Below are 25,020 nucleotides of genomic sequence, written 5' to 3'. Positions count from 1 at the left end.
GGCATTTCGCCTCACTTTCATTTATAATTAGCGTCTTCCTTTATTCGGATCGCCACCGCCAACGATGTCAAAGACACGTTTAGCTATATTTGTATTCTCTTGAACGCCAGAGAATAAGTATTTACCTGGTCCGAATGCATATACGTTCACATCTTCACCTGTATGTCCACCCGTTGTCCAACCTGTAACCGAACGCTTATTGAAGATATCTTCAATTGCATTATCAATCTTTGTTACATCTTTTGATGGAGCTATATCATTTACAGCTTTAATTTCTTCTGGTGTTAATTGTAGATCAATATACTTTTTCAATGTTTCTTCTACATTTGCACCTTTTACAATCTCATTTGCCATAAAGTCTGGCGTACGTTTCGCAGCTTTAATCGGATCTACTTTAAAGTTATACTCACCATTCGCACCTAAAGATAATCCGCCAGTAGCATGGTCTGCAGTTGCAACAACTAATGTGTTCTTATCTTTTTTCGCAAACTCAATTGCTGCTTTAAACGCTTTTTCGAAGTCTTCCATTTCACTCATTGCACCGACAATATCATTATCATGTCCAGCCCAATCAATTTGACTACCTTCGACCATTAAGAAGAAACCGTCTTTATTTTTGTTCAAGCGCTCAATCGCTGCATTTGTCATCTCTTCTAATGAAGGTGTTTTGTCAGTACGGTCAATCATTTTGTCTAAACCACCTGGTGCAAATAAGCCAAGAACTTGATCGCTTTTATCATTTAATAATTGATTACGATCTGTTACATAACTATAACCAGACTTCTTAAATTCTTCTGTAAGATTGCGGTCTTTTCTAACAAAGTTATTTACGCCCCCGCCAAGCATAACATCTATTTTATGCTTACCTTTAATTTTTTCATCAAAGTAATCATTTGCAATTGCGTCCATATTTTTACGACTAATATCATGTGCACCGAATGCAGCTGGTGTTGCATGCGTAATTTCAGAAGTTGCAACGAGTCCCGTTGACTTCCCTTTTTCTTTCGCTTGCTCCAATACTGTTTTCACTTCAGCTTTATCATTATCTACTGCAATAGCTGCGTTATATGTTTTTATACCTGCTGACATCGCAGTAGCTGCCGATGCAGAGTCTGTAATATTTTCATGTTCATCTTCTGGATATGTTTTTTGTGTTCCTACAAGATGCTTATCAAATTCTGTAGATTCCATCTCAAATGTTTTTGGATTATCTTTCATATAACGATGAGCTGTCATATATGAAGGCCCCATACCGTCCCCAATTAATACAATGACATTTTTAATTTTTGCATTGTTTCCGTTCTCATCTGCATTAACCTCACTAGAACGCGTAAAATTCCATGTTGCTACCGAAGTAACTGCTAACGACGCCACAACTGCAAATGGCCATGCTTTTTTTACAAACTTTTTCACTGTCTTGTCCCCCTAATTAGGTTATTCATTTCCCACTATCAAATTTAATAGAAGACTGTTAAGAGAAAATGAGTTATATGTAAATTTTTTGTTAACTTATGTAAATTTAAGTTATAATTTGTATAAGTTTGTCTTTTCATATCAAGCATACTCCCCTTTACAAAGATAAATATAAACATGTTGGATTTCTTTTAATACGAACCTATTATTTTACATTTCGTAATATTATTCTTATTTTTTCTAATTTAAATAGAAATATGGTGAACTTTATGAAAACAGTAAAACTAGACGAATCTTCCATTCCAGATTTACTCTCTCTTTGCAAATCAGTCGGGTGGTTACAGCATGAGAGTTTTATGAAAGAGCAATTCCATATGTACCTTTCCATTGGCACAATTTTTGGCTATGTACATGAGAATAAACTTATTGCAGCGGGCGGGGTCTTTTCGTTTGCCCCTGGATTTTCTTCTATCGGTATGTTAATCGTGCATCCTGATTTTCAAAGAAAAGGAATTGGCCGTATTTTGTTAAACAATAGCTTAAAAGTAACTTATCCATCGCTCCCTATTACGCTCATTGCAACAAAAGCTGGCGAATCCTTATATGAATCTTATGGATTTCAATCAATAACAACAATTCATCGTTTCGAAAAACAAGCGGCTCATATAAGTACAAATTCTTTTCCCATAAAACAAATTCAGCAAGCCGATCTTCAATCTCTCATTTTTCTTGATCAAACTGCGACTGGTGCAGATCGTTCTAATCTTTATTTATCACTACTATCGAGAGCAACTTACTCCTTTAAAATAGAGCGGGCTAATCAAATAGATGCTTTTGCTTTATGCATACAAAAAGGAGATGTACTATGTATCACTCCACTTATTTCAAAAAAAGAAAAAGACGCTATTCAGTTATTAAAAATAATTTGTAACTCGTGGAATGGGACAATACGCATTGATGTTCCGCACTCACAATTCATTTTCCGTCAATTTCTTCAAACAGAAAATTTCCAAGAAACGCTCCTTTCACCTCTTATGATAAAGAATGGTAATCAACTTCCTGGAAATCGTAATATACTATTTGCTATGATAGATGCAGCGTTATGTTAGAAAGGGGACACCTAATTGAAGCGATTTAGCTATTTTATGGTAGGTTGTCTTACTCTTACACTATTAGTAGGATGTAGTGCAGCAGAAAAGCCAGTAGAACAAGTAAAACAAGTTAAAAATACAATTACAGCGAAACTAGCTACCGAGGAAAAAATGGTAGAGATAGATGGTCAAACGATTTACTTTAAAAAGATTGGTGATGAAAAACCACCTTTACTTATGATCCATGGATTTGGAGGATCATCCGATGGTTTTCAAAAGGTTTACTCAGATTTAGCAAAAGATCATACGATTATTTCTGTTGATGCTTTAGGATTCGGACGTTCCTCTAAACCGATGGATTTTTATTATTCTTTCCCAACTCATGCAAATTTGTATTATAAGTTAATGAAAAAACTAGGGTATGACTCATTCGCAATACTGGGACATTCTATGGGCGGAGAAATTTCTCTTAATTTAACATATTTATACCCCGAAGCGGTTACCCACCTCATTTTAACTGATGCTACAGGCGGCCCTCATACGTTCGTTAATAAACAAGGTTCACCAAAACCAAAGTTGTCGACTGATTTAAGTGCCGTTTCTTCTATTGCAGATTATGATGAGAGCAAAGTTAAATTCAAGCGTAATGATGAAGAGCATTATAATAAAATGAAATTATGGCCTAGGCGTCTTAAAATCAATGCAACTGAAATCAAGCAACCAATTTTAATTATATGGGGAAGAAATGATAATAGCGTTTCTTGGAAAGAAGGAGAAACTTATCATCAATTCTTAAAAAATAGCACTTTCCATATTATTGAAAAAGGTTATCATGCTCCATTTCGTCAAGAGCCACAAGAATTTGTAGGGTATGTAAAAGATTTCTTCGAGAAAAATCCTATAAGTGCTGAAAAATAAACGGGTATCTCATTTTGAGATACCCGTTTTCATATATTAAGCAGCTTGCTTTTGGCGTTTTTGAATTTTTGATCCTAGTACTTTTGGAATAACTAAGCCATCAATTCCAAGTTTTCCAGCATTCATACCAGAAACAAGAACGAACATGGATAAGATAACCATTTCAGGGTTTACACCAATTGACCCACTAAACATATAGGAAAAGTTCATTACAAGACCGAAAAAGACCGCTGTTTTTGTTAAACAGCCTACAATTAAACCAATTCCGACTAAAATTTCTCCCCACGTCACAAGTGTATTAAATAAATCAACGTTTGGAATTGCAAAATCTTGTAAAAATGATGCCCACCAAGATTGAACAGCTGGTTGTGCTCCTTTAGATTTTTCAATTGCACCTTGTAAATAACCAGTTGCATCGAAGCCTTTCCCTTGTAGTTTACCGATTCCAGCCATTACCCATGTGTAACCAAGATACACTCGAATTATCGCTAATACAAAAGAAACTGCTTTGTTTTCTCTTAAAAATTGAATAATCATATCTTCCTCCTAAAGTTGTAATTAAATCAGTTACAGATAATATAATAACATTAGTTACTTACTTTTAAAACGTTAATCGTGAATAATTTGTGACATACATAAAAAACATTAAATACTAACGTTTATATAGTAACTTTTATTACCTGTAAAAACTTGAACATATCATACCACAGGTGATAATCATTTTCATTGAAGAAAATGTAAAAAAACTGTGAGTTAAATGTGAAACGCATTCATTCGAATATAGAATAAATCCGTTTCATATTGTTTATATACTCGAAATGTACATGTCTCCTCATCGGTTAATCTCGCTTCTCGAACAACTTCTTCTAACGTTTTGTCATGGTTAATAAGCCCGTAAAATAGGCGTATTGTAAACATAAGTGCTACATTTCCATCTACATAATCTATCAATCCAACATATGATTTTACACCACTATGTAAAAAGGATTCTACTAGTTTCAACTCCCCAAACTTATACCAACCATTTACAATATGTGTAATATGCAATTTTGCATATTACTTAATTTCCGCTACGCTAAAGTATACTCTCGGCTCATTTAAGTCGTACACATCTTCTCCTAACTCTGCCATTACAAATTTCCTCTCCTATAAGTCCATTTCATATATACCCGTTTCTTTCAAAAAATCAGCTCTAGTTAAAGCGACTTTCTGTAAATATTGCCTATACGCTGTAATTGTTCCATCGTGTGCAACGATACAAATTTTTTCTGCTTTTAACTGATAGCACCAGTGCAGAAATTCATCTACTATTTGCTGAAATTCCATCTCCAAGATGATATTGACTCCCTCATTCCATAACAATTCATTTCTACTTTCTTCTAATGAAAAATGTGGAAATAAATTTTGTATTATCTTTCGATCTAACAATTGATCGCACGGTAATGTTTTGGCGGATTCCCGATAAGGAAAAATACGCGGGGATATATATGGGTGAACAATTTTTTGACAAGCAACTTCCGCACTCCATATTGTCGCAGTTTGTAAAGTTCGAAGTGTAGGACTAGCGATTAATATATCCTTTTCTTGTAATGGTACATCGCACTGAAGCAATTTAGCCTGCTTCTTTCCCACGCCCGTCAATGGCGGATTCACTGCTTGTAAACTTAATGGTAAATCTTTCGTATGTTCACCTTCACCATGCCGAACAAAAATAAGTTTCATTCTCCTCTTCCTCTCACTAGGAAATAGTCTCACATATTTCTTCCCTATTTTTTTCTTTACTCCTGCTATTTTAAAAAGCAGAATGTAAAAAGTATTTGACACTAACGTTTGAAAAATATTACAATTATATATGTAAAATACTTTTTACAAGAAGAGGAGGATTACAAATATGAAATGGATTATCGTCTTTATGGGAATGATCATATGGGGATACATAAATGGCTTTTTTACTAGTGATAAAACTGCTAATCCTTGGATTACAGATGATGAGCGTGAAACAAAAATTAAACAAAAAGCAATTATCGCAAGCTGGTCTGGTGTTTTCATATTTTGTATCATTAACCTCTTAAACAAATGGTTAGGTTTAGGAACGAGCGATACATCACCTTACTTACCATCTTCTGTCGCAACTATTTTAAAAGAAAATGTAGAGTTACAAGTTTTACTTATGTTATTCATTACGTATGGACTATTTTACTTATACTACCGAAGAAAACTAAGCGCTTAACTTTTATCTCATGATTATCCTCCTAAATGGTTATAGTAACTAGGACGCAATGAAAAAAGGAGAGATATAAAAATGAGTAACTCAAATGATTTTTTAGATACATTACATGAAAAACAAGCAAAAGATGAACAAAACAGAAAGCGCCAAGGGAACGGAAACCCTGCGAAAAAAAAGCCAAATAAAACACATAAATAACATTGAAAAACCTGCCTGAAAATTATATTTTAGGCAGGTTTTTTTACTTGTCTTTAACCGAAACGACATCTTCCCAATCCCATTTCTCATAATACCACTCTGGCACATCTATATTTTCAATCCACTTCTTTTCATATTTCCCATCGCTATGAGCAAGCCATACATCAGCTTTCTTACGATTTGAACGGATCCACATTAATTGGTTGCTCTTCTTAATAAAAATAGGGTTATAATCACCTTGGCTATTTGATGGCTTTGTAATTTGATTTTGTTCATCGTTTATACTATTTACTTCATATAAAGATGGTAGTGGTCTTTTTTCTAGAGGGACCGATAGCTCTGCTTCCTTTGCCCTTGAAACGATAATTACATTATCGTTCTTCCATGTGAAATCCCAATCAACATAGCCTTTTGGAGTAAATGTATTTTGCTGGAGAGCCGGCAATTCTTTTATTTTTAAATGCTTATTCTCTAAAGCAACTCTCCCGCTTCCTTCAATATAGGCTAATATATTTTTTGATGGCGCCCATTTGAACCATTGTGTGTTTAATAACATTTGATCTACTGTTTCAAAACGACTGCCGTCTGATCGAATTAAGCAAAGTGTATTACTATCCGCTGACAAAGAAGCTGTTGGTACTGCAAAAAAAGAAATCCATTTTTGATCTGGCGACCACTTAAATCCACTTCCAACTAATGCTAAAAAGTCATCATGCTCATTCGGTAGTGCATATAAATGTTTCATCTTATGAGGATTCATATTTGCATCCTTTTGTATTTCATATAACTGAGCACCTGTCCATCCTGTTGGAAGCAAGTACGCTTCTGATGATACAAGAAACTTCTTACCATCAGGATACCATGCATAGTCACCTGCACCATTGGCTACATTTTCAAAATCTGCTTTCTTTTTTTCAACATCAAATATATTTAATGTACGTGCAAATACAAATGCAATTATATTCTCTGTTGGTGACCATTGATAATTCGATGTTGCTGATTGAGATGGTGTAACTTTCTTGCCATCTTTCAGCCGATACAGTTCAAAATGATTTCGCTTCTTTCCTTTTGCATATGCAAGCCATTCTCCATTATGTGACCATTTCGGCCCTGTTATGTACTCTCCTTTTGTAATTTGTTTTTCTTTTTCACCGAATTTAATCCATAGATTATGATTACGAATAAAGGCAACTTTCACTCCATTGTTTTCTGCGCTAGTAATAGAACTTGAACAGAAAAAAAGGCACAGAATCACGATTCCACTTACTATAAACCTTTTCATATAGCACCCCCATTTCCCTCATAGCATTCCTCACTTTCCACTTACAATATGTGAAAAATATCCATTCGACATAATCCCAAAAAATTCCCCAAGAAATTTTCAATTCAAAGAGGATTGGTAGGAATTATGTCGAATGTATAGTTTAGCCAACATCCGTTCCTATAATTAACGACAAAAATGTAATATTTATTTTCGGAATATTGGCACTTTTTTTATTAGGGGGCGTTTCAATGAAAAAAACTACATCTACACTATTAAGTATGGCGCTCGTCTTTTCGAGTTTTGGAGCTTTAAGTGCCCATGCTGAGTCACTGCAAAAAGAGAAGCAATTTAGTCCACAGTTAAAAGCGAATATTGAACAATGGGGAGAAAACAAAATCGCGCAAAATGTTGAAACAAAAACATCAAAAGAAATTTCAGTCATTGTAGAATTACAGCATGCTCCACTAGCTTCACAAAGTAACATTCAGCATGCTCCGGATCTAAAAAATAGCAATGTGCAATCATACCATGCGCAACTAAAAAAGGCACAAGAGGATACAACAAAGAAAATTAAAGAAAAAGCACCGAAGGCAACGATAAAAGAAACATATAGTACATTATTTTCTGGATTTTCTATTTCTATCCCAGGAGATCAAATTACTGCTTTAGCTTCTTTACCTGAAGTAAAAGCAATTTATCCGAACTTAACATATAAGTTACATGAAACATCAAAAAGCCTAGCAGATCAAGAAACACCAAACGTTGGAGGCCCTACAGTTGGTGCACCTGAAGCTTGGAAGTTAAAAGATCCAACTGGCAAACCCCTTGATGGAAAAGGAATGAAAGTCGCTATTATCGATTCAGGTGTCGACTATACCCATCCTGATTTACAAGCAAATTATATCGGTGGCTATGATACAGTCGATGAAGATAATGATCCGATGGATGGAAACGTCCACGGTACCCATGTTGCTGGAATTATTGCTGGTAACGGAAAAATAAAGGGGATTGCTCCGAATGCTTCTATACTCGCTTACCGTGTCATGAATGATGGTGGTACTGGTACGACCGAAGATATTATTCAAGGTATTGAGCGCGCTATTCAAGATGGTGCCGATGTTTTAAATCTATCTCTTGGTCAAGATTTGAATGTACCTGATCAACCTGTAACAATGACGTTAGAACGCGCAGCAAAACTTGGTGTTACTGCGGTCGTCTCAAATGGAAATGATGGACCAAAACCTTGGTCTGTTGACGCTCCTGGTAACGCAAGTAGTGTCATCTCTGTTGGAGCATCTACAGTTTCTATTCCATTTCCAACATTCCAAGTAGCTGGTTCCAATAAATCTTACCAAGGATTACCTTTATCAAAAGTAGATTTCCAAGTAGGAAACGATGCTCAGCTTGTATATGTTGGCTACGGTAATCCAAGCGATTACGCTAAACAAGATGTGAACGGGAAGTTCGCCCTTGTTTTACAAGGAACTTCGAGCACGTTAGTAAAAGCAGAACAAGCGAAACAAGCTGGCGCTCTCGGCGTGCTACTAATTTCTAACGAAAAAGAAATTAATATTATGCCCGAATATTTTGGACGTGAAGATGTAGCTCTTCCAGTTATGCAACTATCAAATACAAATGGTGAAGAGTTGAAAAATTTAATTACAAAACGAAAGAAAAATATAAAAATTGGACAACCAAGCCAAACCGAACTTATTGGTAACTTCAGTTCAAGAGGACCATCACAAGGAAGTTGGCTCATAAAGCCTGATATAGTTGCACCTGGAGTGAAAATTACTAGTACAGTACCAAGAGGTGGCTATGAATCTCACAACGGAACAAGTATGGCTGCGCCACAAGTAGCGGGAGCCGTTGCCCTGCTGCGTCAAATGCATCCTGATTGGACGACAGAACAATTGAAAGCAGCTCTTGCCAACACTGCAAAAACATTAAAGGATGTCAATGAAAATACATATCCTGTCATGGCACAAGGATCTGGTTTAATTAACATTCCAAAAGCAGCCCAAACAGATGCATTAGTGAAACCTAACAATGTAAGTTTCGGTCTTATTAAACCTAATAGCGGCAAAGTGAAGTTAACACAAAATATTACATTACAAAATCTTTCTAACAAAAAGAAAAACTTTTCAACTCGCATTGAATTACTAGATACAAAAACAAAAGTCCAGACTTCTTTCTCTTCTTCTATTAGTGTGAAACCTAATAGTAACATCGAAAAGCCTTTTACTATTACTGTAGATAGCTCCTTACCACAAGGTGTATATACGGGAAATCTATATGTGAAAGAGCAAGGTAAGACTGAAGAAATGCGTATTCCATTTACGTTTAGTATTGATCCGAAAGAATACAAACGTATTGATGGTCTTGAAATCGTTAATTCTACTTTCAGTCCAAATAATGACAGAATACTAGATGACAACCTTATCAATTACTATTTAGTTACACCAGTTGAGGATGTAACGTTTCATGCTAATTTAATTACGAAAGACCGAGTAACATATAAAGGAATCGTTCATCAAGGTAAGAATGAAACACCAGGTTATAAATCTTTCAAATGGAATGGTACGAAAACTGATGGATCACCTCTACCTGATGGCTTATACCAAATCGAAGCTGTTGCTTCTAATTCTGGTGGAGAAACGAAACAGACAGGAGCTGTGTTTGTCGATCGTACCGCACCGAAATTATCGTCTGAAGTAGATCAAGAAAACCTCGTAATTAGAGGTAAAGTAGATGATATACTTTTGGATTGGATGGCAGAATCCGGATGGGTTGCTCCAGGACATCCCGTAACGATACAGTATGAAATTAACGGAAATGGAGCATGGGAAAGTGCATACCTAAATCCTTGGGAGAAAAACTATGAAATTTATTTCGATCGTAGTCAATTACAACAAGGAAAGAATACAATTCATATTGTAGCAACCGATGCAGCTGGAAATACATCTAATTTAAATGTTGATTTAGAAGTGAAATAATAAAATTATTGTTGACAAGCTTTTAAATATAGTTTTATAATACAAAACATAGTTTAGTTGAACGAATTATATATCGGCTTTGAAGGAATACTAGTAGCGACTTATATCCCTGTCTCAGAGAACTGATGGTTGGTGCGAATCAGTACATATACAAGCGTGAATTACAATTCTGGAGCTTCTTTCCCGTAATGCTTTTTATGCATGAAGAGAAAGACGGATCTTTCCGTTATCTTAAAGTAAGTGGTAAACAATTAATTGTTTACAAATAGGGTGGTACCGCGATTTTTATCGTCCCTATCGGATTTTCCGATAGGGGCTTTTTTGCGTCCTTCCCTTTTAAATAACTTCATATATACGCGTTGAAAGAATCGCAGTAGTATCTTGTATCCCTGTTTCAGAGAGCTAATGGTCGGTGGGAATTAGCACATATATAAGTACGAATTACAATTCTGGAGCTTCTTTTTCGTAGTGCTTTTATGCATGAAGGAAAAGACGGAATTTTTCCGTTATCATTAGTTGAGATGTAAGTATATTTTCACTTACAAATAGGGTGGTACCGCGATTTTTTCGCCCCTATCGGATTTTCCGATAGGGGATTTTTCTATTTCTCACGCAAACAGTTGTTAAAGAATTTCGAATGTTATGATAAAATTTTATAAGCGCTTACAATTCTAAAAGGAGGTGGTACAAGCTATACAAAACTGGTATTCATTTTTATAGAGAAAAAGGAGGACGTCTAAATGACAAAGAAAACAGAAATTCCATCACATTTAAAACCATTCGTATCCACACAGCATTATGATCAATACACACCGGTGAATCACGCTGTTTGGCGTTACATTATGAGACAAAACCATAGCTTCTTAAAAGATGTTGCTCATCCATCCTATGTTAACGGACTACAATCATCTGGTATTAATATAGATGCAATTCCAAAAGTAGAAGAAATGAATGACTGTTTAGCACCAAGCGGCTGGGGTGCCGTAACGATTGACGGACTTATTCCCGGCGTCGCATTCTTCGATTTTCAGGGGCATGGATTACTACCAATCGCAACAGATATTCGTAAAGTAGAAAATATCGAGTATACACCCGCTCCTGATATCGTTCATGAAGCTGCAGGCCACGCACCGATTTTGCTTGATTCTACATATGCAAAATATGTGAAACGCTTTGGACAAATTGGAGCGAAAGCTTTCTCCACAAAAGAAGAACATGATGCTTTTGAAGCCGTTCGTACATTAACGATCGTAAAAGAAAGCCCTACTTCTACACCTGAAGAAGTTGCAGTTGCTGAAAATGCTGTAATCGAAAAACAAAACTTAGTTTCTGGTTTATCAGAAGCAGAACAAATTTCACGTTTATTCTGGTGGACAGTGGAATACGGCTTAATCGGCAATATAAATGATCCTAAAATTTACGGTGCTGGTCTCCTTTCCTCTGTCGGTGAAAGTAAGCATTGCTTAACAAACGCTGTAAAGAAAGTCCCATTCTCAATTGAAGCTTGCACCGGGACAACTTATGATGTAACAAAAATGCAACCACAGCTATTTGTTTGTGAATCATTTGAAGAATTGACTGAGGCCCTTGAGCAGTTCTCTACAACGATGGCATTTAAAACAGGTGGAACAGAAGGATTAGAAAAAGCAATCCGCTCCGAAAATCATGCTACAACTGAGCTAAGTAGTGGATTACAAATTACGGGTACATTTACAGAGACAATTAAAAATGATACTGGTGAAGTTATTTACACACGAACAAGCTCACCAACTGCATTAGCAATTCATAATAAACAACTAGCAAATCATTCTACATCTGTGCACAGCGATGGATTCGGGACACCAATCGGATTACTAGATGGAGATATTGCATTAGAAAATTGTACAGAAGAACAATTACAATCATTAGGCATTACAATTGGAAGCAGTGCAGAATTTACTTTTGCAAGTGGCATTCATGTAAAAGGAACAGTAACAGACATTGTAAAGAATGATAAAAAAATTGCTCTTATCTCCTTTATAAATTGTGCAGTTACTCATAAAGATCGCTTATTATTTGATCCTTCATGGGGAGCATTTGATATGGCTGTCGGCTCACAAATCACTTCTGTATTCCCAGGAGCGGCAGATGCGGCTGCATTTTTCCCGATGAATGAAGAAGTACAAGAAACGCCTGATCCACTTGTACTGAATAAGCTTGAACGTATGTATCAAACAGTTCGAGATATACGTAACGATAGTATTTTACACGATACTCATACTGATCAATTAATAGCTATTCAAGAAGTATTAAATAAATTTCATCCGAAAGAATGGTTGCTTCGTCTTGAAATTTTAGAATTGCTTTTAGAACATAACAAAGGTCACGAAGCATCAGCAGCATTATTACAACAACTTTCTACTTTCACAACTGAAGAATCTGTAACACGTCTTATTAACAATGGTCTTGCGTTACTGCAGGTAAAGGATGTGAAAAATGATGCTACGATTAACTAATGAAGAAGTACAAGAGGAATTAACAAAGCTGGATAAATGGACAGTGAAAGATGAAAAATGGATTGAAAGAAAATATATGTTTTCCGACTACTTAAAAGGAGTCGAATTTGTCTCTGAAGCCGCCAAACTATCAGAAGAACATAATCACCACCCATTTATCCTTATCCAGTATAAAGCAGTCATTATTACTTTGTCATCATGGAATGCAAAAGGTTTAACGAAACTAGATTTTGACCTTGCAAAGCAATTTGATGACCTATTTTTACAAAATGAAAAAGCTATTATAAGAAAGTGAAAAAAGAGAAGCCTTTTTAGGCTTCTCCTTTCACTTTAAAATGTATACAATGTCCAAACGGATCCTTGGCCTGTAATATTCCATCTTTATACGTAGCAACTACGCCAATATATTTTAAACTTTCACACACTTGCTCTTTTTGTTTTTCATCTGCTAGTACAATTGTGAAATATTTCAAACCAACGGAATTTGGCATTTGTGGTGGTATACCTTCACCCTGCCATGTATTTAAACCGATATGGTGATGATAACCACCTGCTGATACGAACAACGCTCCATTACGAGCTGGAATCGTTACATCAAAACCAAGGCCATCAACATAGAAACGTTTCGCTTCTTCTAAGTCAGCTACATGTAAATGAATGTGCCCCATCACAGTACCAGCCGGGAACCCATTCCATGTACTTCCTTGCTGTAATAATCCTTCGCCGTCTAACGGGTTACTAACAAATGGTAACTCTCCATTTTCATCATGCCAAACTTCTTTTTGGCGATCATGATAAATTTCAATCCCGTTTCCATCTGGATCAGCTAAATAAAGAGCTTCACTAAAGTAATGGTCAGCCCCACCATGTAATGGATGTACTCTCTCAACAAAATGACGAAGAATATTTGCTAAGTCTTGTCTGTTTGGTAATAAAATTGCATAGTGATATAAACCAGTTCGACCTCTTTGCTTCGGAAGAGCGTCTTCCTTTTCTTCTATTATGAGAAGTGGCTCATTGTCCTCATTACCAAACGTAACAATTGTACTTTTTTCTTCCAGTACCTTCATACGCAATACTTCTGTATAAAACTCTAGCGATTTCTTTAAATTTGATACATATAAATGAACAACCCCAAGTGTTGTTTCGGGATGAAGTGGAAAGCCCATTTTGTTATACCCCCATTTTAATTAATTCTTCTTTAACATTTTCTCTTTTAAGAAATTATCTACAAAACCATTAGCTTTCGCAACAAATAAGTAAGCACCCATCGCTAATAATGCAAGTTCTAACTCAAATCCAGGATTTTTCCCGTCTCCTAACAAACCAGCTGACCATTTTACTTTCACAATCGCTCCAACCATAACAAGTGCAAATAATAAGCCAATATACCTTACGCCTAAACCTAGAATTAACAATAGACCTCCAACTAATTCAACTGTTGCTACACCGTATGCAAGTCCTCCTGGTAAACCAATGCTTGTAAACCACCCTGCAATATTGTCAATTCCTGATTGGAATTTTGTTAAACCGTGCATAAAGAACGTTACCCCTAACACGATACGAATAATTAAGTTACCAATATGTTGATTCATTTCTTTCTCTCCTTTATAGTTTTGTTATACAAAACTTTTATTTACATTACAAAACATACACTAATTATTTTTATTCGTCAATTCATTTTTCATGAGAAAAAATATTTTTTTTGCTATGATACAAATAGTTGTTTACAAAAAGGAGCATGATTTTATGAATATCGGTTCTGCGATTCGTGAAATTCGTCAACGTAGAGGAATTACGATTGCCCAAATTTGTGAAGGAACAGGTCTTTCTAAAGGCTTTATGAGTCAGGTTGAAAACAATAAAACATCACCATCTATCTCAACTTTAGAAATGATCGCTAATTTTTTAAATGTTCCCCTTCCATATTTATTGTTAGAACAAAAAGATCGTTTAAAAATTGTAAAAAAAGAAGAGCGTAAATACAGTGTGTATGGAAAAGATGAACAAAGAATTGAGCATGTTGCGGAGCAAGGTGGTCTCCGCCTATCTCTAGTAGAAATTTCTGCCGGATTCCCGAAAGAAAACTCACCAAATGCTCATGAAGGTGAAGAGTGTCATCTTGTATTACGCGGAAAACTAGAAGTTCAACATGGAGAAGATATTGCGATTGTAGAAGAAGGTGATTCTTTCTCTTGGAATGCATGCGTTCCTCATATTGTTCGCAATATAGGTGAAGAATCTGCATTATTACTTATCTCTAGTCATGCGGAAAATCGAAAACGTGTTTACTAAACGATAAAAAAGAAGCCTGTTTCGTAACAGGCTTCTTTTTTATTCCCTTATAATTCCATAACTCGTCCCAACTAGTACGGTCTTTTCATGTTGATTGCGATAAACTGACTCAATTGAAACTTTTTTATATCCTTCCATTTGCTCAATATTTGTTAAAGTTAATTCACAAGTAACCGTATCCCCTGTAAAAACTGGTCTAATAAACTCACTTACTAATTCCCTCGCTATGTAATGTAACTCTTCGCCTACTTTCGTCCCAATGCTAGCAGTCAATAAACCATGGACCATTAATCGTCCATTCTCATCATATTCCATATGATGTCTACCTTTATCGCCTGTAATATTTGCAAATTCAAAAACTTCTTCCTCGGTAAATCTTCTTTCGTATTTAAATATATCCCCAACTTTTACATTCATTTTTATCCCCCGTTTAATAAACTGAATTTTCTTTTATCTTATCACAAAATGAGTCTCAGTTCAGTTTATATTATTAAAATAGCAATCCTTTTTCTTTATTACCTTATAAGTTATCGATGCCCTTCCTTTTTTGCCACTTGATACCCATAGTACGCACATGTTCCATTTCTTGATAACTCTCTTACTTCAAAATCACAACTTCTATAAAAATCAAAATTGTTAGCGGACGTATGCGCAAACCAATCGCCATGCGGAAGCTTTTGTAAACAAAGAGCTACAAGTTTCTTACCTAACCCTTTCCCCCTATACTCACACTTCACAACTAAATTTACTATGTTAGCAACCATGATTTGATCAGAAATCACTCTAACCATCGCGACCATTTCTTCTTCATCCCAAATTGTGAAAGCCCATGTTGAATTTTCAAATGCAATCGTAAACTTTTCAATTTGCCAAGAAGGGATATTATCATTACTCCAGCCAGCATCTTCAAATAATGTCTTAATCGCATATGCTGGCACTCCATTCGTTCCTTCACGAATAATTAGTCCATTATGATAAATATACATGTAATCCCTCCCTTTATTTTTTATATACCATTCTCCAAAAAATGCAATTCACCTTTTTTCATCCAACCCGCTTAATGGAATAAACGAGAACATCCATCTCATGAAATGAAGTTGTTTTCTCATAACTAAGCCCTGTTTTTCTAGCAACAAATATTGAAGCTGGGTGGTTCGGATTAATAAGTGAAATTAATTTATTCATTTGTAATGCTTGAAAACCATAGTCTCGAAATGCCGCCGCAGCCTCTTTCGCATACCCTTTCCCCCAATACTTAGGAAGTAGCCAATAGCCAATCTCAATTTCCTCTTTTCCATCTACCTTCTGCTTGACAAGTCCTGCATGACCAATTCTTATCCCTGTTTCCTTTTCAATCATTACAAATAAACCGAGACCGTTTTTATAATTTGGAAGTACCCTCTCCTCCAAACTTTTTTTACATTGCATAAATGTTTTTAACGTTCCATTTCCAATATAGCGCATTACCTTCTCATCCCCCCATAAAGAAGCATAAAATGGTAAATCATCCATTGTATATTTGCGAAATTGTAAGCGATCTGTATGGAACACTCTTTTATTCACTCCCATCATTTTGAACCTCATTACATAACAACATATTTCAAACTACGTAAGTGTTGAATAATTCATATCAAGAAATTCACCAAAAAGAAAGAAAATTCAATCTTATAAAAGTGTATTATATCAAAAAAAAGCAGTAGACAAAAGAGTGTCTACTGCATCCATATCATAACTAGTATAAAGAAAACTACAATTGAGGGGGTGTAGGATTTTCAAATATACTAGATACTTATCCCGTTCTAACGGGCGGTAAACCTTCCAATCCTTTGAGTGGAAAGTTTACCGCACATAAGAACTTTGCGGTCATTAAGAAAGCACTGTTAAGTACTCAAATACACGCTGAGCTTTTTCTCCACCCATTCGTGCATGTTGAAGAAGAGAGATGCCATGTGGGCCAGATGCACGTAATGCTTCTGGTTGTGCTACTAAAATGGCTTGTACGACTTCAAGTTCACCCAGCATAGCTGCTGCAAAAATATCCATCCGAGCTCCCTTTTCCAGTAAATAAAGAGCAATATCTTTACGGCCTACATGGGCCGCTGCTCCTAAGGCACTTTCCCAATCTGAGCCACCCCAATTATAAGAAGCATGAAGTAAGCTTGGTGATTCGGCCAAAAGCTCCTGTACTCTTTCTAGATCTCCGTGAGCTGCCATAACAAATTCCCTTACTAACTCAGTGGTAATACGCTCTTCTGTTTGCATCTCTCTTCTCCCTTTTCACAAATTCGTTTCGGTGTAAAAAATGGCTTGTCACTCCCTTGGAATATATCAACTTCAATTCCAAATACACGCTGAAACATTTGATGACATAGTACTTCTTCTGGTACGCCATCATACTGAATCTTCCCTTGTTTTAATACGAGTAAACGATCGCTATATTGAGCCGCTTGATTAATATCATGTAAAACCATTACAATCGTCATACCAAACTCTTCGTTTAATCGTTTAACAAGTTCCATTACTTCTAACTGATGGACGATATCTAAAAAGGTTGTTGGTTCATCTAATAGTAAGACATTTGTGCGTTGTGCAAGCGTCATTGCAATCCAAGCACGTTGCCTTTCTCCTCCTGATAAGGATTGTAAAAGACGATATTCATACCCTTCAAGCTTTGTAACAGACAATGCCCAATCAACAATTTCTTCATCTTCTTTATTTAAGCGACTACTCCATGATTTATGAGGACCTCTTCCGAACTCTATTAGTTCTTTCACTGTTAAATCTAATTGATGATCGTGCATTTGTGGTAACATCGCTAATTGCTTCGCTACATCTGCACTCTTCATCGTATAAATATTTTCCCCATCTAAAATGATGTCTCCTTCGCTTTGTTTAAGTAGCCGTGCTATTAAACGAAGCAAAGTAGATTTCCCCGATCCATTCGGACCGATTAAACTAACGATTTCTCCAGCTTTAATATGTACATTCATATTTTGCATTTGAAATCTTTCAGAATGTGCGTAAAACACTTTGTTAACGGAAATCACGTTGTTTTCCTCCTCTATGGATTAAATATAAGAAGAACGGACCACCTAAGAAGGACAATAAAATACCAACAGGCAATTCGATTGGATCGAACCAACTTCGAGCTATCGCATCCGCAAAAACAAGTAATATCCCACCGCCAAGGCATGATAATGGCAGTAAATATTTATAGTCATTTCCAACTAATAAACGTAACATATGCGGTACAACAAGACCGACAAATCCAATAAGACCAGAAACACTAACTGCTATTCCAGCTAACATTGTACTTACTACTATTAAATAAAACCGACTTCTTTCCACGTTATACCCTAATAATTTTGCCATTTCATCCCCAAGCATTAATACTCGAATATGTTTAATACCGAAGAAAGCTAATATAATAGCGAATATCGCATAGTAAATAATCATATTTAAATGTGCCCAACTAACACCACCAATACCACCAGCTAACCACGGTAAAACTGATTGTACTTTGTCGCTATGTAATAACATTAGCGCTGAAGTCGCTGCACCAATTAAGGCGTTTATTGAAACACCTACTAATACAATTCGTGAAGGTGGCGCCCCCTTTTGCCATGATAGTGCGTAAATGACCATTGCTGTAATAAAAGCTCCTAAAAACGCTCCTAGTGGCAAGAATGCCATATGTTGAGGAAATAAAATCATGATTATAATTGCTACAAGACCTGCTCCTGATGAAACTCCGATAATTCCAGGATCTGCAAGAGGATTTCTCATAACCCCTTGCAATAATGCTCCTGATGCAGCTAAACACGTTCCTACTATAAAACCAACGAGCACTCTCGGTATACGAAGATCCCATACAATTCGATGAACTGTCGAACCTTCATCTTGTATACCTTCTATAATGTCTCGTAAAGAAAAAGATAAGCTCCCTGCAAAAAGGCCATAAAAAAGACCTAGAACAGTTAATACGACTAAAGTAACTGTTATTATCCACCTTTTTCTCGCAAAAGGATGTTCCTTTTCTCTTACTATTTCACTACTCTCCATACTTATCATTTCCTTACATCTTGTATACTTTTATACATAAAGTCCATCGCTTCTGTAACTTTTGTCCCAGGATTTGATCCAAATAAATCTGGTGGTAAAATAACTACACGATTTTGTTTTACTGCATCTAAATTTTTCCATGCTTCATTTTTCATCATTTCGCCTTCAAATGCTTTTTTCACACTATTGGGATCTCCATGTGTAATTAAATAAATCACATCTGGATTTGCTTCAATAATACGTTCTACACTTAGCTGTGCATATTGCGGATACTCTTTCATTTCTGGAAAACTAGCTGCGATATTTTTCCCGCCTGTTTTTTCTAAAATATCCCCTGATAGAGATGTTGGTAATGCTGCTAAATAAGTGCCTGGTGCTCCATAAACTAGCAACGCTTTAACATCACTCTTTTTCTCATATTTCTTCATTTGATCATTAATTTTTTGGTTAAGCTCTTTTGCTTTATCTTCTTTCTTCATTACTGTTCCATACATTTCAATACCCTTTTGAATATCTTTTACAGAGTTGGCTGAAGAAATGATTACTTTTGTTCCTTGTCCTTCGACCGTTGGAATGTTCTTTTGGAATCCATTGTTAGCAACAAGTACATCCGGTTTTAAACTAGCAATTTGCTCAAAATTCGGTTGATGTGCATTCCCGATTACTTGTGCTTTCTTTAATTCCTCTGGGAGAGTTAATTTTGTATCAGGACGACCTACTATTTTTCCACCTAAAGCATGAATAATATCCATGTCTCCCATACTCAACGTAGCAAAACTTTCAGGAACTTTATTGAATGTTATCTTTCTGTCTGAGAGATCGGTAATTTCGATTTTGTCTGTTCCTTTGTCTGTTTTTGTTGCGGATGCTTTTTCGTTTTCTTTTGCACTGCAACCTATTAATAAGAAAAAAATAGATAAGATCGCTGTGAACAGCGTAATAGATTTGTTCATTCTTTCACCTCTAATTGATAATAATAATCATTAACTACTATTCTACTTTAATTGATAAGGATTATCATTGTCAATATGAAACGCATACATTTTCTACAAAAATGAAAAAACGCTACAAAAAGATTTCTTCTTTTCGTAGCGCCCTATTTAACAATTTTCTTCATATTCGCTCTCCTCTAATTGATCACGCATCGTTCTAACACGCTTAAAGAAGAAAAAAGCAAGAACTAAAAATACAATAATACTCCCCATCATAACAAAAGACTGTACCATACTTTTTATTCCACTTGGAATTAATAAACCGATCATTAAAAATGTACTTATAGCTAAAAGCACTTGTGCAAACCGGGTATAATCTGCTATTTTTTCTTGTAATTCTTTCATCTGCTTATCACTCCCATCCTCACTTTATCACATTCTATCAAGCTTAAAGACAAGTAAATAGAACCAATCTGGGAGATGTTTTCCAAAGTAAAAAAGAGCCGCTTACTCGCGGCTCTTTTTTATCTATTATACGCCTTTATATGCTTCCATATAGATTTCTTTCAGCTCTGAAATGAGCGGTAATTTTGGATTAGCTGTTGTACATTGATCTTCAAAAGCTCTTTCTGCTAATAATCCAACAACCCCTTCAAATTGGTCTTTAGCAACTCCTTGTCCTGCAATACTCATATTTATATTTAAGCTTTTTCCAAGCTCAATAATTGCTTGGACGAGTGATTCCACACCTTCCGCTGTTGAGCTTGCTGGAAGCCCTAGCATTCTCGCAATATGTGCATAGCGTTCATCAGCCACAAAGTGCTCATATTTTGGGAACAATGCGTGTTTTCTTGGCTTAATAGCATTATAGCGAACTACGTGCGGCATAAGAATTGCATTCGCACGTCCATGCGGAATATGGAATTCCGGTCCAATTTTATGTGCTAAACTATGATTAATACCTAGGAAAGCATTTGCAAATGCCATCCCTGCGATTGCGGAAGCATTATGCATTTTTTCTCGTGCTTCTTCATCATTTCCATTTTTATATGCTCTCGGTAAATATTTAAATACGAGATCAATTGCTTTTAATGCTAAACCATCAGTATAGTCATTTGCCAGAACAGACACATACGCTTCAATTGCATGTGTTAATACGTCCATACCAGTATCTGCCGTCACATGAGGTGGTACTGTCATTACAAATTGCGGATCAACAATCGCTACATCTGGTGTTAATTCATAATCCGCAAGCGGGTATTTAATATTATTTTTCTTATCTGTAATAACCGCAAATGGCGTCACTTCTGATCCCGTCCCTGATGTTGTTGGAATGGCAACAAATTGTGCTTTATTTCCCAAGTTCGGATACTTACATGTACGTTTTCTTACATCTAAAAACTTCTGTTTTATTCCATAGAATGTCGTTTCTGGGTGCTCATAGAATAGCCACATCCCTTTTGCTGCATCCATAGCTGAACCGCCACCAAGCGCGATAATTACATCTGGTTTAAAACTTTTCATCATGTCCGCACCTTTAAATACAGTTTCATCTGATGGATCTGGCTCAACTTCAAAGAAAACTTCAACTTTCACATCATTTGCATGCTTACGTAAATAGTGCGTAACTGTATCTACATAACCGTGCTCAACCATCCCTGGATCCGTTACAATAAATGCGCGGGAAATGTTAGGCATGTTTGCTAAATATGCTGTCGCATGTTTTTCAAAATAAATTTTTGGTGGTAATTTGAACCACTGCATATTCTTTTTTCTATTTGCCAACCTTTTTATATTTAATAAATGAGTCGCCGTTACGTTTTGGGAAACTGAGTTTTTCCCGTAGGAGCCACAACCAAGCGTAAGTGATGGAATAAATCCATTATATATATCACCAATTCCACCTTGTGATGAAGGTGCATTTACAATGAGACGGCAGGCTTTCATACGTAACCCAAATTGTTTTTGTACTTCTTTATTTGTAGAATGGATAACCGCTGAATGCCCTAGGCCACCAAGCTCTAACATTTCTTCGCAATATGTAAATCCTTCTTCTAATGAATTTGCTTTTACACAAGCTAACACTGGGCTCAGTTTCTCACGAGATAGTGGATACGCTGCTCCAATACCTTTAATTTCAGCTACAAGCATTTTTGTATGTTCAGGTACAGTAATTCCTACTAATTCAGCAATATACTGTGCTGATTTCCCAACAATATCACTATTTACTGCACATGTATTTTCATTAATAACAAGCTTTTCTAATTTCTTTCTCTCTTCCTCTGTTACAAAATAACAATTATTTGCAATCATTTCTGCTTTAACATCATTATAGATTTCCTTATCTATAATGATGGCTTGTTCTGACGCACAAATCATACCGTTATCAAATGTTTTCGATAAAATCAAATCATTAACAGCACGTTTTACATGTGCCGATTTCTCTATATAACATGGTACATTACCTGGCCCTACACCTAGCGCGGGTTTACCAGTAGAATAAGCCGATTTCACCATACCAGCCCCTCCAGTTGCTAGAACGAGTGCGACACCATCATGGTTCATTAATTGTTTCGTTGCTTCCACAGAAGGTCTTTCAATCCATTGAATACAATGCTTTGGTGCACCAGCTTTCACTGCTCCATCATATACTGTTTTTGCCGCTGCAACGGAACAGTTTTGTGCAGAAGGATGAAATGCGAAAATAATTGGATTTCTCGTTTTTATCGCGATTAATGCTTTAAACATTGTTGTCGATGTTGGGTTCGTTACTGGCGTTACCCCAGCTACTACACCGACAGGTTCTGCGATTTCTATTATTTCTTCATGAGGATCTTCATGAATAATTCCTACCGTTTTATCTTTCTTTATACTATGCCAAATATATTCAGTGGCAAAAATATTTTTAATGCATTTATCTTCATATACGCCACGGCCCGTTTCTTCAACAGCCAACTTCGCAAGCGGCATATGTTGATCGACACCCGCAAGCGCCATTTCATGAACAATGTTGTCAATTTGCTCTTGTGTAAAACCTTCTAATGCTTGTAAAGCTTTTTGACCGTTATCTACTAACGAATCAATCATCTCTTTTACCTCTTGCATTTCATTTACAACTTTCTCTTTGACTACCATGTAAATTTCCTCCTATTCTGCTACCCTGGACTTTATAAGTCCCTATAGGTCATAAAAAGTCCCGATTAGCGTAAAAAAATAGAGTTACCTTCCTACATGAATCCCATCACTTGTGAAATATTTCACAAGTTTGTTCGTGAATAACATTTCATGAATTCAATATACATGAAATCATTTCATTTGTGTATGTCTAATTTGTGAAACATTTCACAAATTAATATAATAAAATGCACTGCTCTATATTAGCAGTGCATTTTTTATCCTTTTCGGCAAGAAGGCTCCATCTAATTTGTGCTACGGGTGAAACCCAACAATTCAGATGGAGATGAATTGCCGTCAGAAGGTAGGCTAAACTCTTTTGTTTCGGTCATAACAATTTTCCCGGGGCGAATATTTGTTTCCTTTTGTCTTACGATATAATCTGTCGTAGATAAGGAGGGAATATATCTTAAGACAACGAAATTGGATAATAATAATCATTCGGTTACTTGAACCAAAAGGAATTACGATGAAGACCATGTTCACATTTTGTTCCGTTTAGTTCCAAATATTGATTTGTTAAAAGTAATGAACCTTCTAAGAAAGGTGGTGAAAACAATGGCTAAAAAGAAAGCAGTGAAAGTATTACGTAAACTAAAGAAAAGAGAAAACCTGCAACGATTCACTCAAAAACAAAATATTGGACGAGCTTGCTTTACTGCAAAAGAATACCGTTTACTTCAGCGCATGTCACATAGTTCAAAAGCATTGCGAAATGTTGGATTGTACACGATTAAACAAAGTTATTTGAAACATAATAAAATGGCTACTGTAAAAGAAGTGGACACTGCTATGCAAGCCGATATGAATTACTCGGGCATTCAATCAAACTCTGTTCAAGCGATTCGTAGAGCCTTATTTACAGAAGTGAAGAGCTTTTTTAAAGCACTGGAACAGTGGAAGAAAAAACCTGAAACATTCGCAGGTCGTCCTAGGTTTCCGAATTACTCTGGTCCAACTGACAAACGAATCATTGAAATCTATCAAGTTCCAAAAGTGGATGATAACGGGTATTGGATGATTCCGATGAATGTTGCATTCAGAAAAAAATTCGGTTCCATTAAAATACGTATGCCTAAAAATGTAAGAAATAAAAAAATCTCCTACATTGAGATTGTACCGAAGCAAAAAGGTCGGTTCTTTGAGGTGCATTATACATATGAGATGCACGTTTCTCAAATGAAGAAACAATCCACGACTACTAGTAACGCTTTGAGTTGCGATTTAGGTGTAGACAGATTATTAAGTTGTGTAACAAATACAGGTGATACATTCTTAATTGATGGGAAAAAATTAAAATCTATTAACCAATACTTCAACAAAATGATACGTAATCTACAACAGAAAAATATGGACAATGGAATTTCAAAACGTATTGTAACGAATAAAATGGCTGCACTTTGGCATAAACGAGAAAGACAAATAAATGGTTACATTTCACAAACTGTAGGCCTGTTGTTCAAAAAAGTGAAAGCATGCAACATAGATACGGTTGTCGTAGGGTATAACGCTGGTTGGAAACAAAAATCTGATATGGGGAAAAAGAATAATCAAAAATTTGTGCAAATCCCATTTCATAAACTGATTGCAGCAATTGAGAATAAATGTGTAAAAGAAGGCATCCGATTTTTAAAACAAGAAGAAAGCTATACTTCAAAAGCTAGTTTTCTTGATAAAGATAGGGTTCCAGTTTGGTCTAAGGATGATAGGACACATTATCGCTTTAGTGGCAAACGAATCACTCGTGGTCTGTACCAAAGTAAAACAGGAACATGTATCCATGCTGATATTAATGGTGCGCTGAATACATTGAAAAAATCAAGAGTTGTACAATTAGATGAAAATCTCAAAGTGAAAACGCCGATTCTATTAGAAGTGCAAAAACGTAAGGCTGTTGCTTCGTGCATAGCTTAGTGGGTGTGTCAACCATCCATGTGTACTCGACTTTTCGGGGC

The 25,020-nt window shown here is 35.9% G+C and carries 24 protein-coding genes, 1 pseudogene and 2 other annotated features; of the genes and pseudogenes, 9 read left to right on the top strand and 16 right to left on the bottom strand.

The window, feature by feature from the left end; genetic code table 11:
* Positions 1–27: 27 nt before the first annotated feature.
* The gene (locus JFU20_RS20720; RefSeq protein ID WP_002015232.1) at positions 28–1,413 is read right to left on the bottom strand and encodes an alkaline phosphatase; all 1,386 of its coding nucleotides are present in this window, start codon (positions 1,411–1,413) and stop codon (positions 28–30) included.
* A gap of 269 nt (positions 1,414–1,682) precedes the next feature.
* On the opposite strand from JFU20_RS20720, the gene JFU20_RS20715 reads away from it, so the two are divergent.
* Both JFU20_RS20715 and JFU20_RS20710 read left to right on the top strand, forming a co-directional pair.
* Positions 1,683–2,522: a GNAT family N-acetyltransferase gene (locus JFU20_RS20715; protein WP_033715919.1), complete on the top strand. Its 840-nt coding sequence runs from the start codon at positions 1,683–1,685 to the stop codon at positions 2,520–2,522.
* 15 nt (positions 2,523–2,537) lie between these two features.
* Positions 2,538–3,422 carry an alpha/beta fold hydrolase gene (locus JFU20_RS20710; RefSeq protein ID WP_016092341.1) on the top strand — a complete coding sequence of 295 codons (885 nt, stop codon included), beginning with the start codon at positions 2,538–2,540 and terminating at the stop codon, positions 3,420–3,422.
* Between the two features lie 36 nt (positions 3,423–3,458).
* Here the strand turns inward: JFU20_RS20710 and JFU20_RS20705 are convergent, their stop codons facing one another.
* From JFU20_RS20705 to JFU20_RS20695, 3 genes and pseudogenes are all read right to left on the bottom strand, one after another.
* A complete protein-coding gene (locus JFU20_RS20705) occupies positions 3,459–3,959 on the bottom strand; it encodes a DoxX family protein (RefSeq protein ID WP_002015237.1) in 501 nt (166 codons plus the stop codon).
* A 216-nt stretch (positions 3,960–4,175) separates the two neighbouring features.
* Positions 4,176–4,568, bottom strand: a pseudogene (locus JFU20_RS20700) (hypothetical protein); the annotation flags it as partial.
* A complete protein-coding gene (locus tag JFU20_RS20695; RefSeq protein WP_002015239.1) occupies positions 4,569–5,144 on the bottom strand; it encodes a histidine phosphatase family protein in 576 nt (191 codons plus the stop codon).
* Between the two features lie 169 nt (positions 5,145–5,313).
* Here JFU20_RS20695 and JFU20_RS20690 point away from each other — a divergent pair, with 169 nt between their 5' ends.
* Together JFU20_RS20690 and JFU20_RS20685 are read left to right on the top strand one after the other, a co-directional pair.
* Positions 5,314–5,652: a hypothetical protein gene (locus JFU20_RS20690; protein ID WP_002015241.1), complete on the top strand. Its 339-nt coding sequence runs from the start codon at positions 5,314–5,316 to the stop codon at positions 5,650–5,652.
* A 72-nt stretch (positions 5,653–5,724) separates the two neighbouring features.
* Entirely contained in the window at positions 5,725–5,847 is a 123-nt protein-coding gene (locus JFU20_RS20685; RefSeq protein WP_000071861.1) for a DUF4023 domain-containing protein, read from the top strand.
* Positions 5,848–5,890: 43 nt separating this feature from the next.
* Here the strand turns inward: JFU20_RS20685 and JFU20_RS20680 are convergent, their stop codons facing one another.
* Positions 5,891–7,129 (bottom strand): TolB family protein, encoded by a 1,239-nt coding sequence (locus tag JFU20_RS20680; RefSeq protein WP_033715921.1) that lies wholly within the window; start codon positions 7,127–7,129, stop codon positions 5,891–5,893.
* 230 nt (positions 7,130–7,359) lie between these two features.
* Here JFU20_RS20680 and JFU20_RS20675 point away from each other — a divergent pair, with 230 nt between their 5' ends.
* The 3 genes from JFU20_RS20675 to JFU20_RS20665 all read left to right on the top strand — a co-directional run bounded on the left by JFU20_RS20675 (position 7,360) and on the right by JFU20_RS20665 (position 12,897).
* Entirely contained in the window at positions 7,360–10,107 is a 2,748-nt protein-coding gene (locus JFU20_RS20675) for a S8 family serine peptidase (protein ID WP_002165054.1), read from the top strand.
* A 70-nt stretch (positions 10,108–10,177) separates the two neighbouring features.
* Positions 10,178–10,406 (top strand) — a binding site (T-box leader).
* 51 nt (positions 10,407–10,457) lie between these two features.
* Positions 10,458–10,685: a binding site (T-box leader), on the top strand.
* A gap of 162 nt (positions 10,686–10,847) precedes the next feature.
* The gene (locus tag JFU20_RS20670) at positions 10,848–12,602 is read left to right on the top strand and encodes an aromatic amino acid hydroxylase (RefSeq protein ID WP_002015245.1); all 1,755 of its coding nucleotides are present in this window, start codon (positions 10,848–10,850) and stop codon (positions 12,600–12,602) included.
* Positions 12,583–12,897 (top strand): 4a-hydroxytetrahydrobiopterin dehydratase, encoded by a 315-nt coding sequence (locus JFU20_RS20665; RefSeq protein WP_002143198.1) that lies wholly within the window; start codon positions 12,583–12,585, stop codon positions 12,895–12,897. The genes JFU20_RS20670 and JFU20_RS20665 overlap by 20 nt, the downstream gene beginning before the upstream one ends.
* A 16-nt stretch (positions 12,898–12,913) precedes the next feature.
* On the opposite strand, the gene JFU20_RS20660 is transcribed toward JFU20_RS20665, so the two are convergent.
* On the bottom strand, positions 12,914–13,771 hold the full coding sequence (locus JFU20_RS20660; RefSeq protein ID WP_002015247.1) for a VOC family protein: 858 nt from the start codon (positions 13,769–13,771) through the stop codon (positions 12,914–12,916).
* Between the two features lie 21 nt (positions 13,772–13,792).
* Positions 13,793–14,197 (bottom strand): DoxX family protein, encoded by a 405-nt coding sequence (locus JFU20_RS20655; RefSeq protein WP_002015248.1) that lies wholly within the window; start codon positions 14,195–14,197, stop codon positions 13,793–13,795.
* A gap of 154 nt (positions 14,198–14,351) precedes the next feature.
* Here JFU20_RS20655 and JFU20_RS20650 point away from each other — a divergent pair, with 154 nt between their 5' ends.
* A complete protein-coding gene (locus tag JFU20_RS20650; protein ID WP_002015249.1) occupies positions 14,352–14,897 on the top strand; it encodes a helix-turn-helix domain-containing protein in 546 nt (181 codons plus the stop codon).
* 39 nt (positions 14,898–14,936) lie between these two features.
* On the opposite strand, the gene JFU20_RS20645 is transcribed toward JFU20_RS20650, so the two are convergent.
* The 9 genes from JFU20_RS20645 to adhE form a co-directional block, all read right to left on the bottom strand.
* A complete protein-coding gene (locus tag JFU20_RS20645; protein WP_002015250.1) occupies positions 14,937–15,314 on the bottom strand; it encodes a hotdog family protein in 378 nt (125 codons plus the stop codon).
* A gap of 110 nt (positions 15,315–15,424) precedes the next feature.
* Entirely contained in the window at positions 15,425–15,883 is a 459-nt protein-coding gene (locus JFU20_RS20640; protein WP_002015252.1) for a GNAT family N-acetyltransferase, read from the bottom strand.
* Positions 15,884–15,941: 58 nt separating this feature from the next.
* Positions 15,942–16,469, bottom strand: a complete 528-nt coding sequence (locus JFU20_RS20635; protein ID WP_002015253.1) for a GNAT family N-acetyltransferase — start codon at positions 16,467–16,469, stop codon at positions 15,942–15,944.
* Between the two features lie 294 nt (positions 16,470–16,763).
* Positions 16,764–17,159: an ankyrin repeat domain-containing protein gene (locus JFU20_RS20630; RefSeq protein WP_002165053.1), complete on the bottom strand. Its 396-nt coding sequence runs from the start codon at positions 17,157–17,159 to the stop codon at positions 16,764–16,766.
* Positions 17,126–17,944 carry an ABC transporter ATP-binding protein gene (locus JFU20_RS20625; RefSeq protein WP_002088736.1) on the bottom strand — a complete coding sequence of 273 codons (819 nt, stop codon included), beginning with the start codon at positions 17,942–17,944 and terminating at the stop codon, positions 17,126–17,128. Before JFU20_RS20625 ends, JFU20_RS20630 begins: the two co-directional genes overlap by 34 nt.
* Entirely contained in the window at positions 17,931–18,959 is a 1,029-nt protein-coding gene (locus JFU20_RS20620; protein WP_002015259.1) for a FecCD family ABC transporter permease, read from the bottom strand. The genes JFU20_RS20625 and JFU20_RS20620 overlap by 14 nt, the downstream gene beginning before the upstream one ends.
* 5 nt (positions 18,960–18,964) lie before the next feature.
* Positions 18,965–19,912 carry an ABC transporter substrate-binding protein gene (locus JFU20_RS20615; protein ID WP_002015260.1) on the bottom strand — a complete coding sequence of 316 codons (948 nt, stop codon included), beginning with the start codon at positions 19,910–19,912 and terminating at the stop codon, positions 18,965–18,967.
* 147 nt (positions 19,913–20,059) lie between these two features.
* Positions 20,060–20,296: a YrhC family protein gene (locus tag JFU20_RS20610; RefSeq protein WP_002034123.1), complete on the bottom strand. Its 237-nt coding sequence runs from the start codon at positions 20,294–20,296 to the stop codon at positions 20,060–20,062.
* 126 nt (positions 20,297–20,422) lie between these two features.
* Positions 20,423–23,026: a bifunctional acetaldehyde-CoA/alcohol dehydrogenase gene (gene adhE, locus JFU20_RS20605; protein ID WP_201038866.1), complete on the bottom strand. Its 2,604-nt coding sequence runs from the start codon at positions 23,024–23,026 to the stop codon at positions 20,423–20,425.
* 597 nt (positions 23,027–23,623) lie between these two features.
* Between adhE and JFU20_RS20600 the strand changes: the two genes are divergently transcribed.
* Positions 23,624–24,979 carry an RNA-guided endonuclease TnpB family protein gene (locus JFU20_RS20600; protein ID WP_002165049.1) on the top strand — a complete coding sequence of 452 codons (1,356 nt, stop codon included), beginning with the start codon at positions 23,624–23,626 and terminating at the stop codon, positions 24,977–24,979.
* Positions 24,980–25,020 lie beyond the last annotated feature (41 nt).

The sequence above is a fragment of the Bacillus sp. TH30 genome (assembly GCF_016650875.1).
Classification (GTDB): domain Bacteria; phylum Bacillota; class Bacilli; order Bacillales; family Bacillaceae_G; genus Bacillus_A; species Bacillus_A mycoides.
Note: the sequence above shows the minus strand (reverse complement) of the source record. Positions and strands in the feature narration are given on the sequence as shown.

Coding starts and splice junctions, on each gene's coding strand:
- JFU20_RS20610 (WP_002034123.1), bottom strand. CDS start 20,296: ATGAAAGAATTACAAGAAAAAATAGCAGATTATACCCGGTTTGCACAA.
- JFU20_RS20650 (WP_002015249.1), top strand. CDS start 14,352: ATGAATATCGGTTCTGCGATTCGTGAAATTCGTCAACGTAGAGGAATT.
- JFU20_RS20640 (WP_002015252.1), bottom strand. CDS start 15,883: ATGTATATTTATCATAATGGACTAATTATTCGTGAAGGAACGAATGGA.
- JFU20_RS20675 (WP_002165054.1), top strand. CDS start 7,360: ATGAAAAAAACTACATCTACACTATTAAGTATGGCGCTCGTCTTTTCG.
- JFU20_RS20690 (WP_002015241.1), top strand. CDS start 5,314: ATGAAATGGATTATCGTCTTTATGGGAATGATCATATGGGGATACATA.
- JFU20_RS20680 (WP_033715921.1), bottom strand. CDS start 7,129: ATGAAAAGGTTTATAGTAAGTGGAATCGTGATTCTGTGCCTTTTTTTC.
- JFU20_RS20695 (WP_002015239.1), bottom strand. CDS start 5,144: ATGAAACTTATTTTTGTTCGGCATGGTGAAGGTGAACATACGAAAGAT.
- JFU20_RS20600 (WP_002165049.1), top strand. CDS start 23,624: ATGGCTAAAAAGAAAGCAGTGAAAGTATTACGTAAACTAAAGAAAAGA.
- JFU20_RS20655 (WP_002015248.1), bottom strand. CDS start 14,197: ATGAATCAACATATTGGTAACTTAATTATTCGTATCGTGTTAGGGGTA.
- JFU20_RS20705 (WP_002015237.1), bottom strand. CDS start 3,959: ATGATTATTCAATTTTTAAGAGAAAACAAAGCAGTTTCTTTTGTATTA.
- JFU20_RS20630 (WP_002165053.1), bottom strand. CDS start 17,159: ATGCAAACAGAAGAGCGTATTACCACTGAGTTAGTAAGGGAATTTGTT.
- JFU20_RS20665 (WP_002143198.1), top strand. CDS start 12,583: ATGATGCTACGATTAACTAATGAAGAAGTACAAGAGGAATTAACAAAG.
- JFU20_RS20645 (WP_002015250.1), bottom strand. CDS start 15,314: ATGAATGTAAAAGTTGGGGATATATTTAAATACGAAAGAAGATTTACC.
- JFU20_RS20615 (WP_002015260.1), bottom strand. CDS start 19,912: ATGAACAAATCTATTACGCTGTTCACAGCGATCTTATCTATTTTTTTC.
- JFU20_RS20660 (WP_002015247.1), bottom strand. CDS start 13,771: ATGGGCTTTCCACTTCATCCCGAAACAACACTTGGGGTTGTTCATTTA.
- JFU20_RS20670 (WP_002015245.1), top strand. CDS start 10,848: ATGACAAAGAAAACAGAAATTCCATCACATTTAAAACCATTCGTATCC.
- JFU20_RS20635 (WP_002015253.1), bottom strand. CDS start 16,469: ATGATGGGAGTGAATAAAAGAGTGTTCCATACAGATCGCTTACAATTT.
- JFU20_RS20685 (WP_000071861.1), top strand. CDS start 5,725: ATGAGTAACTCAAATGATTTTTTAGATACATTACATGAAAAACAAGCA.
- adhE (WP_201038866.1), bottom strand. CDS start 23,026: ATGGTAGTCAAAGAGAAAGTTGTAAATGAAATGCAAGAGGTAAAAGAG.
- JFU20_RS20715 (WP_033715919.1), top strand. CDS start 1,683: ATGAAAACAGTAAAACTAGACGAATCTTCCATTCCAGATTTACTCTCT.
- JFU20_RS20620 (WP_002015259.1), bottom strand. CDS start 18,959: ATGGAGAGTAGTGAAATAGTAAGAGAAAAGGAACATCCTTTTGCGAGA.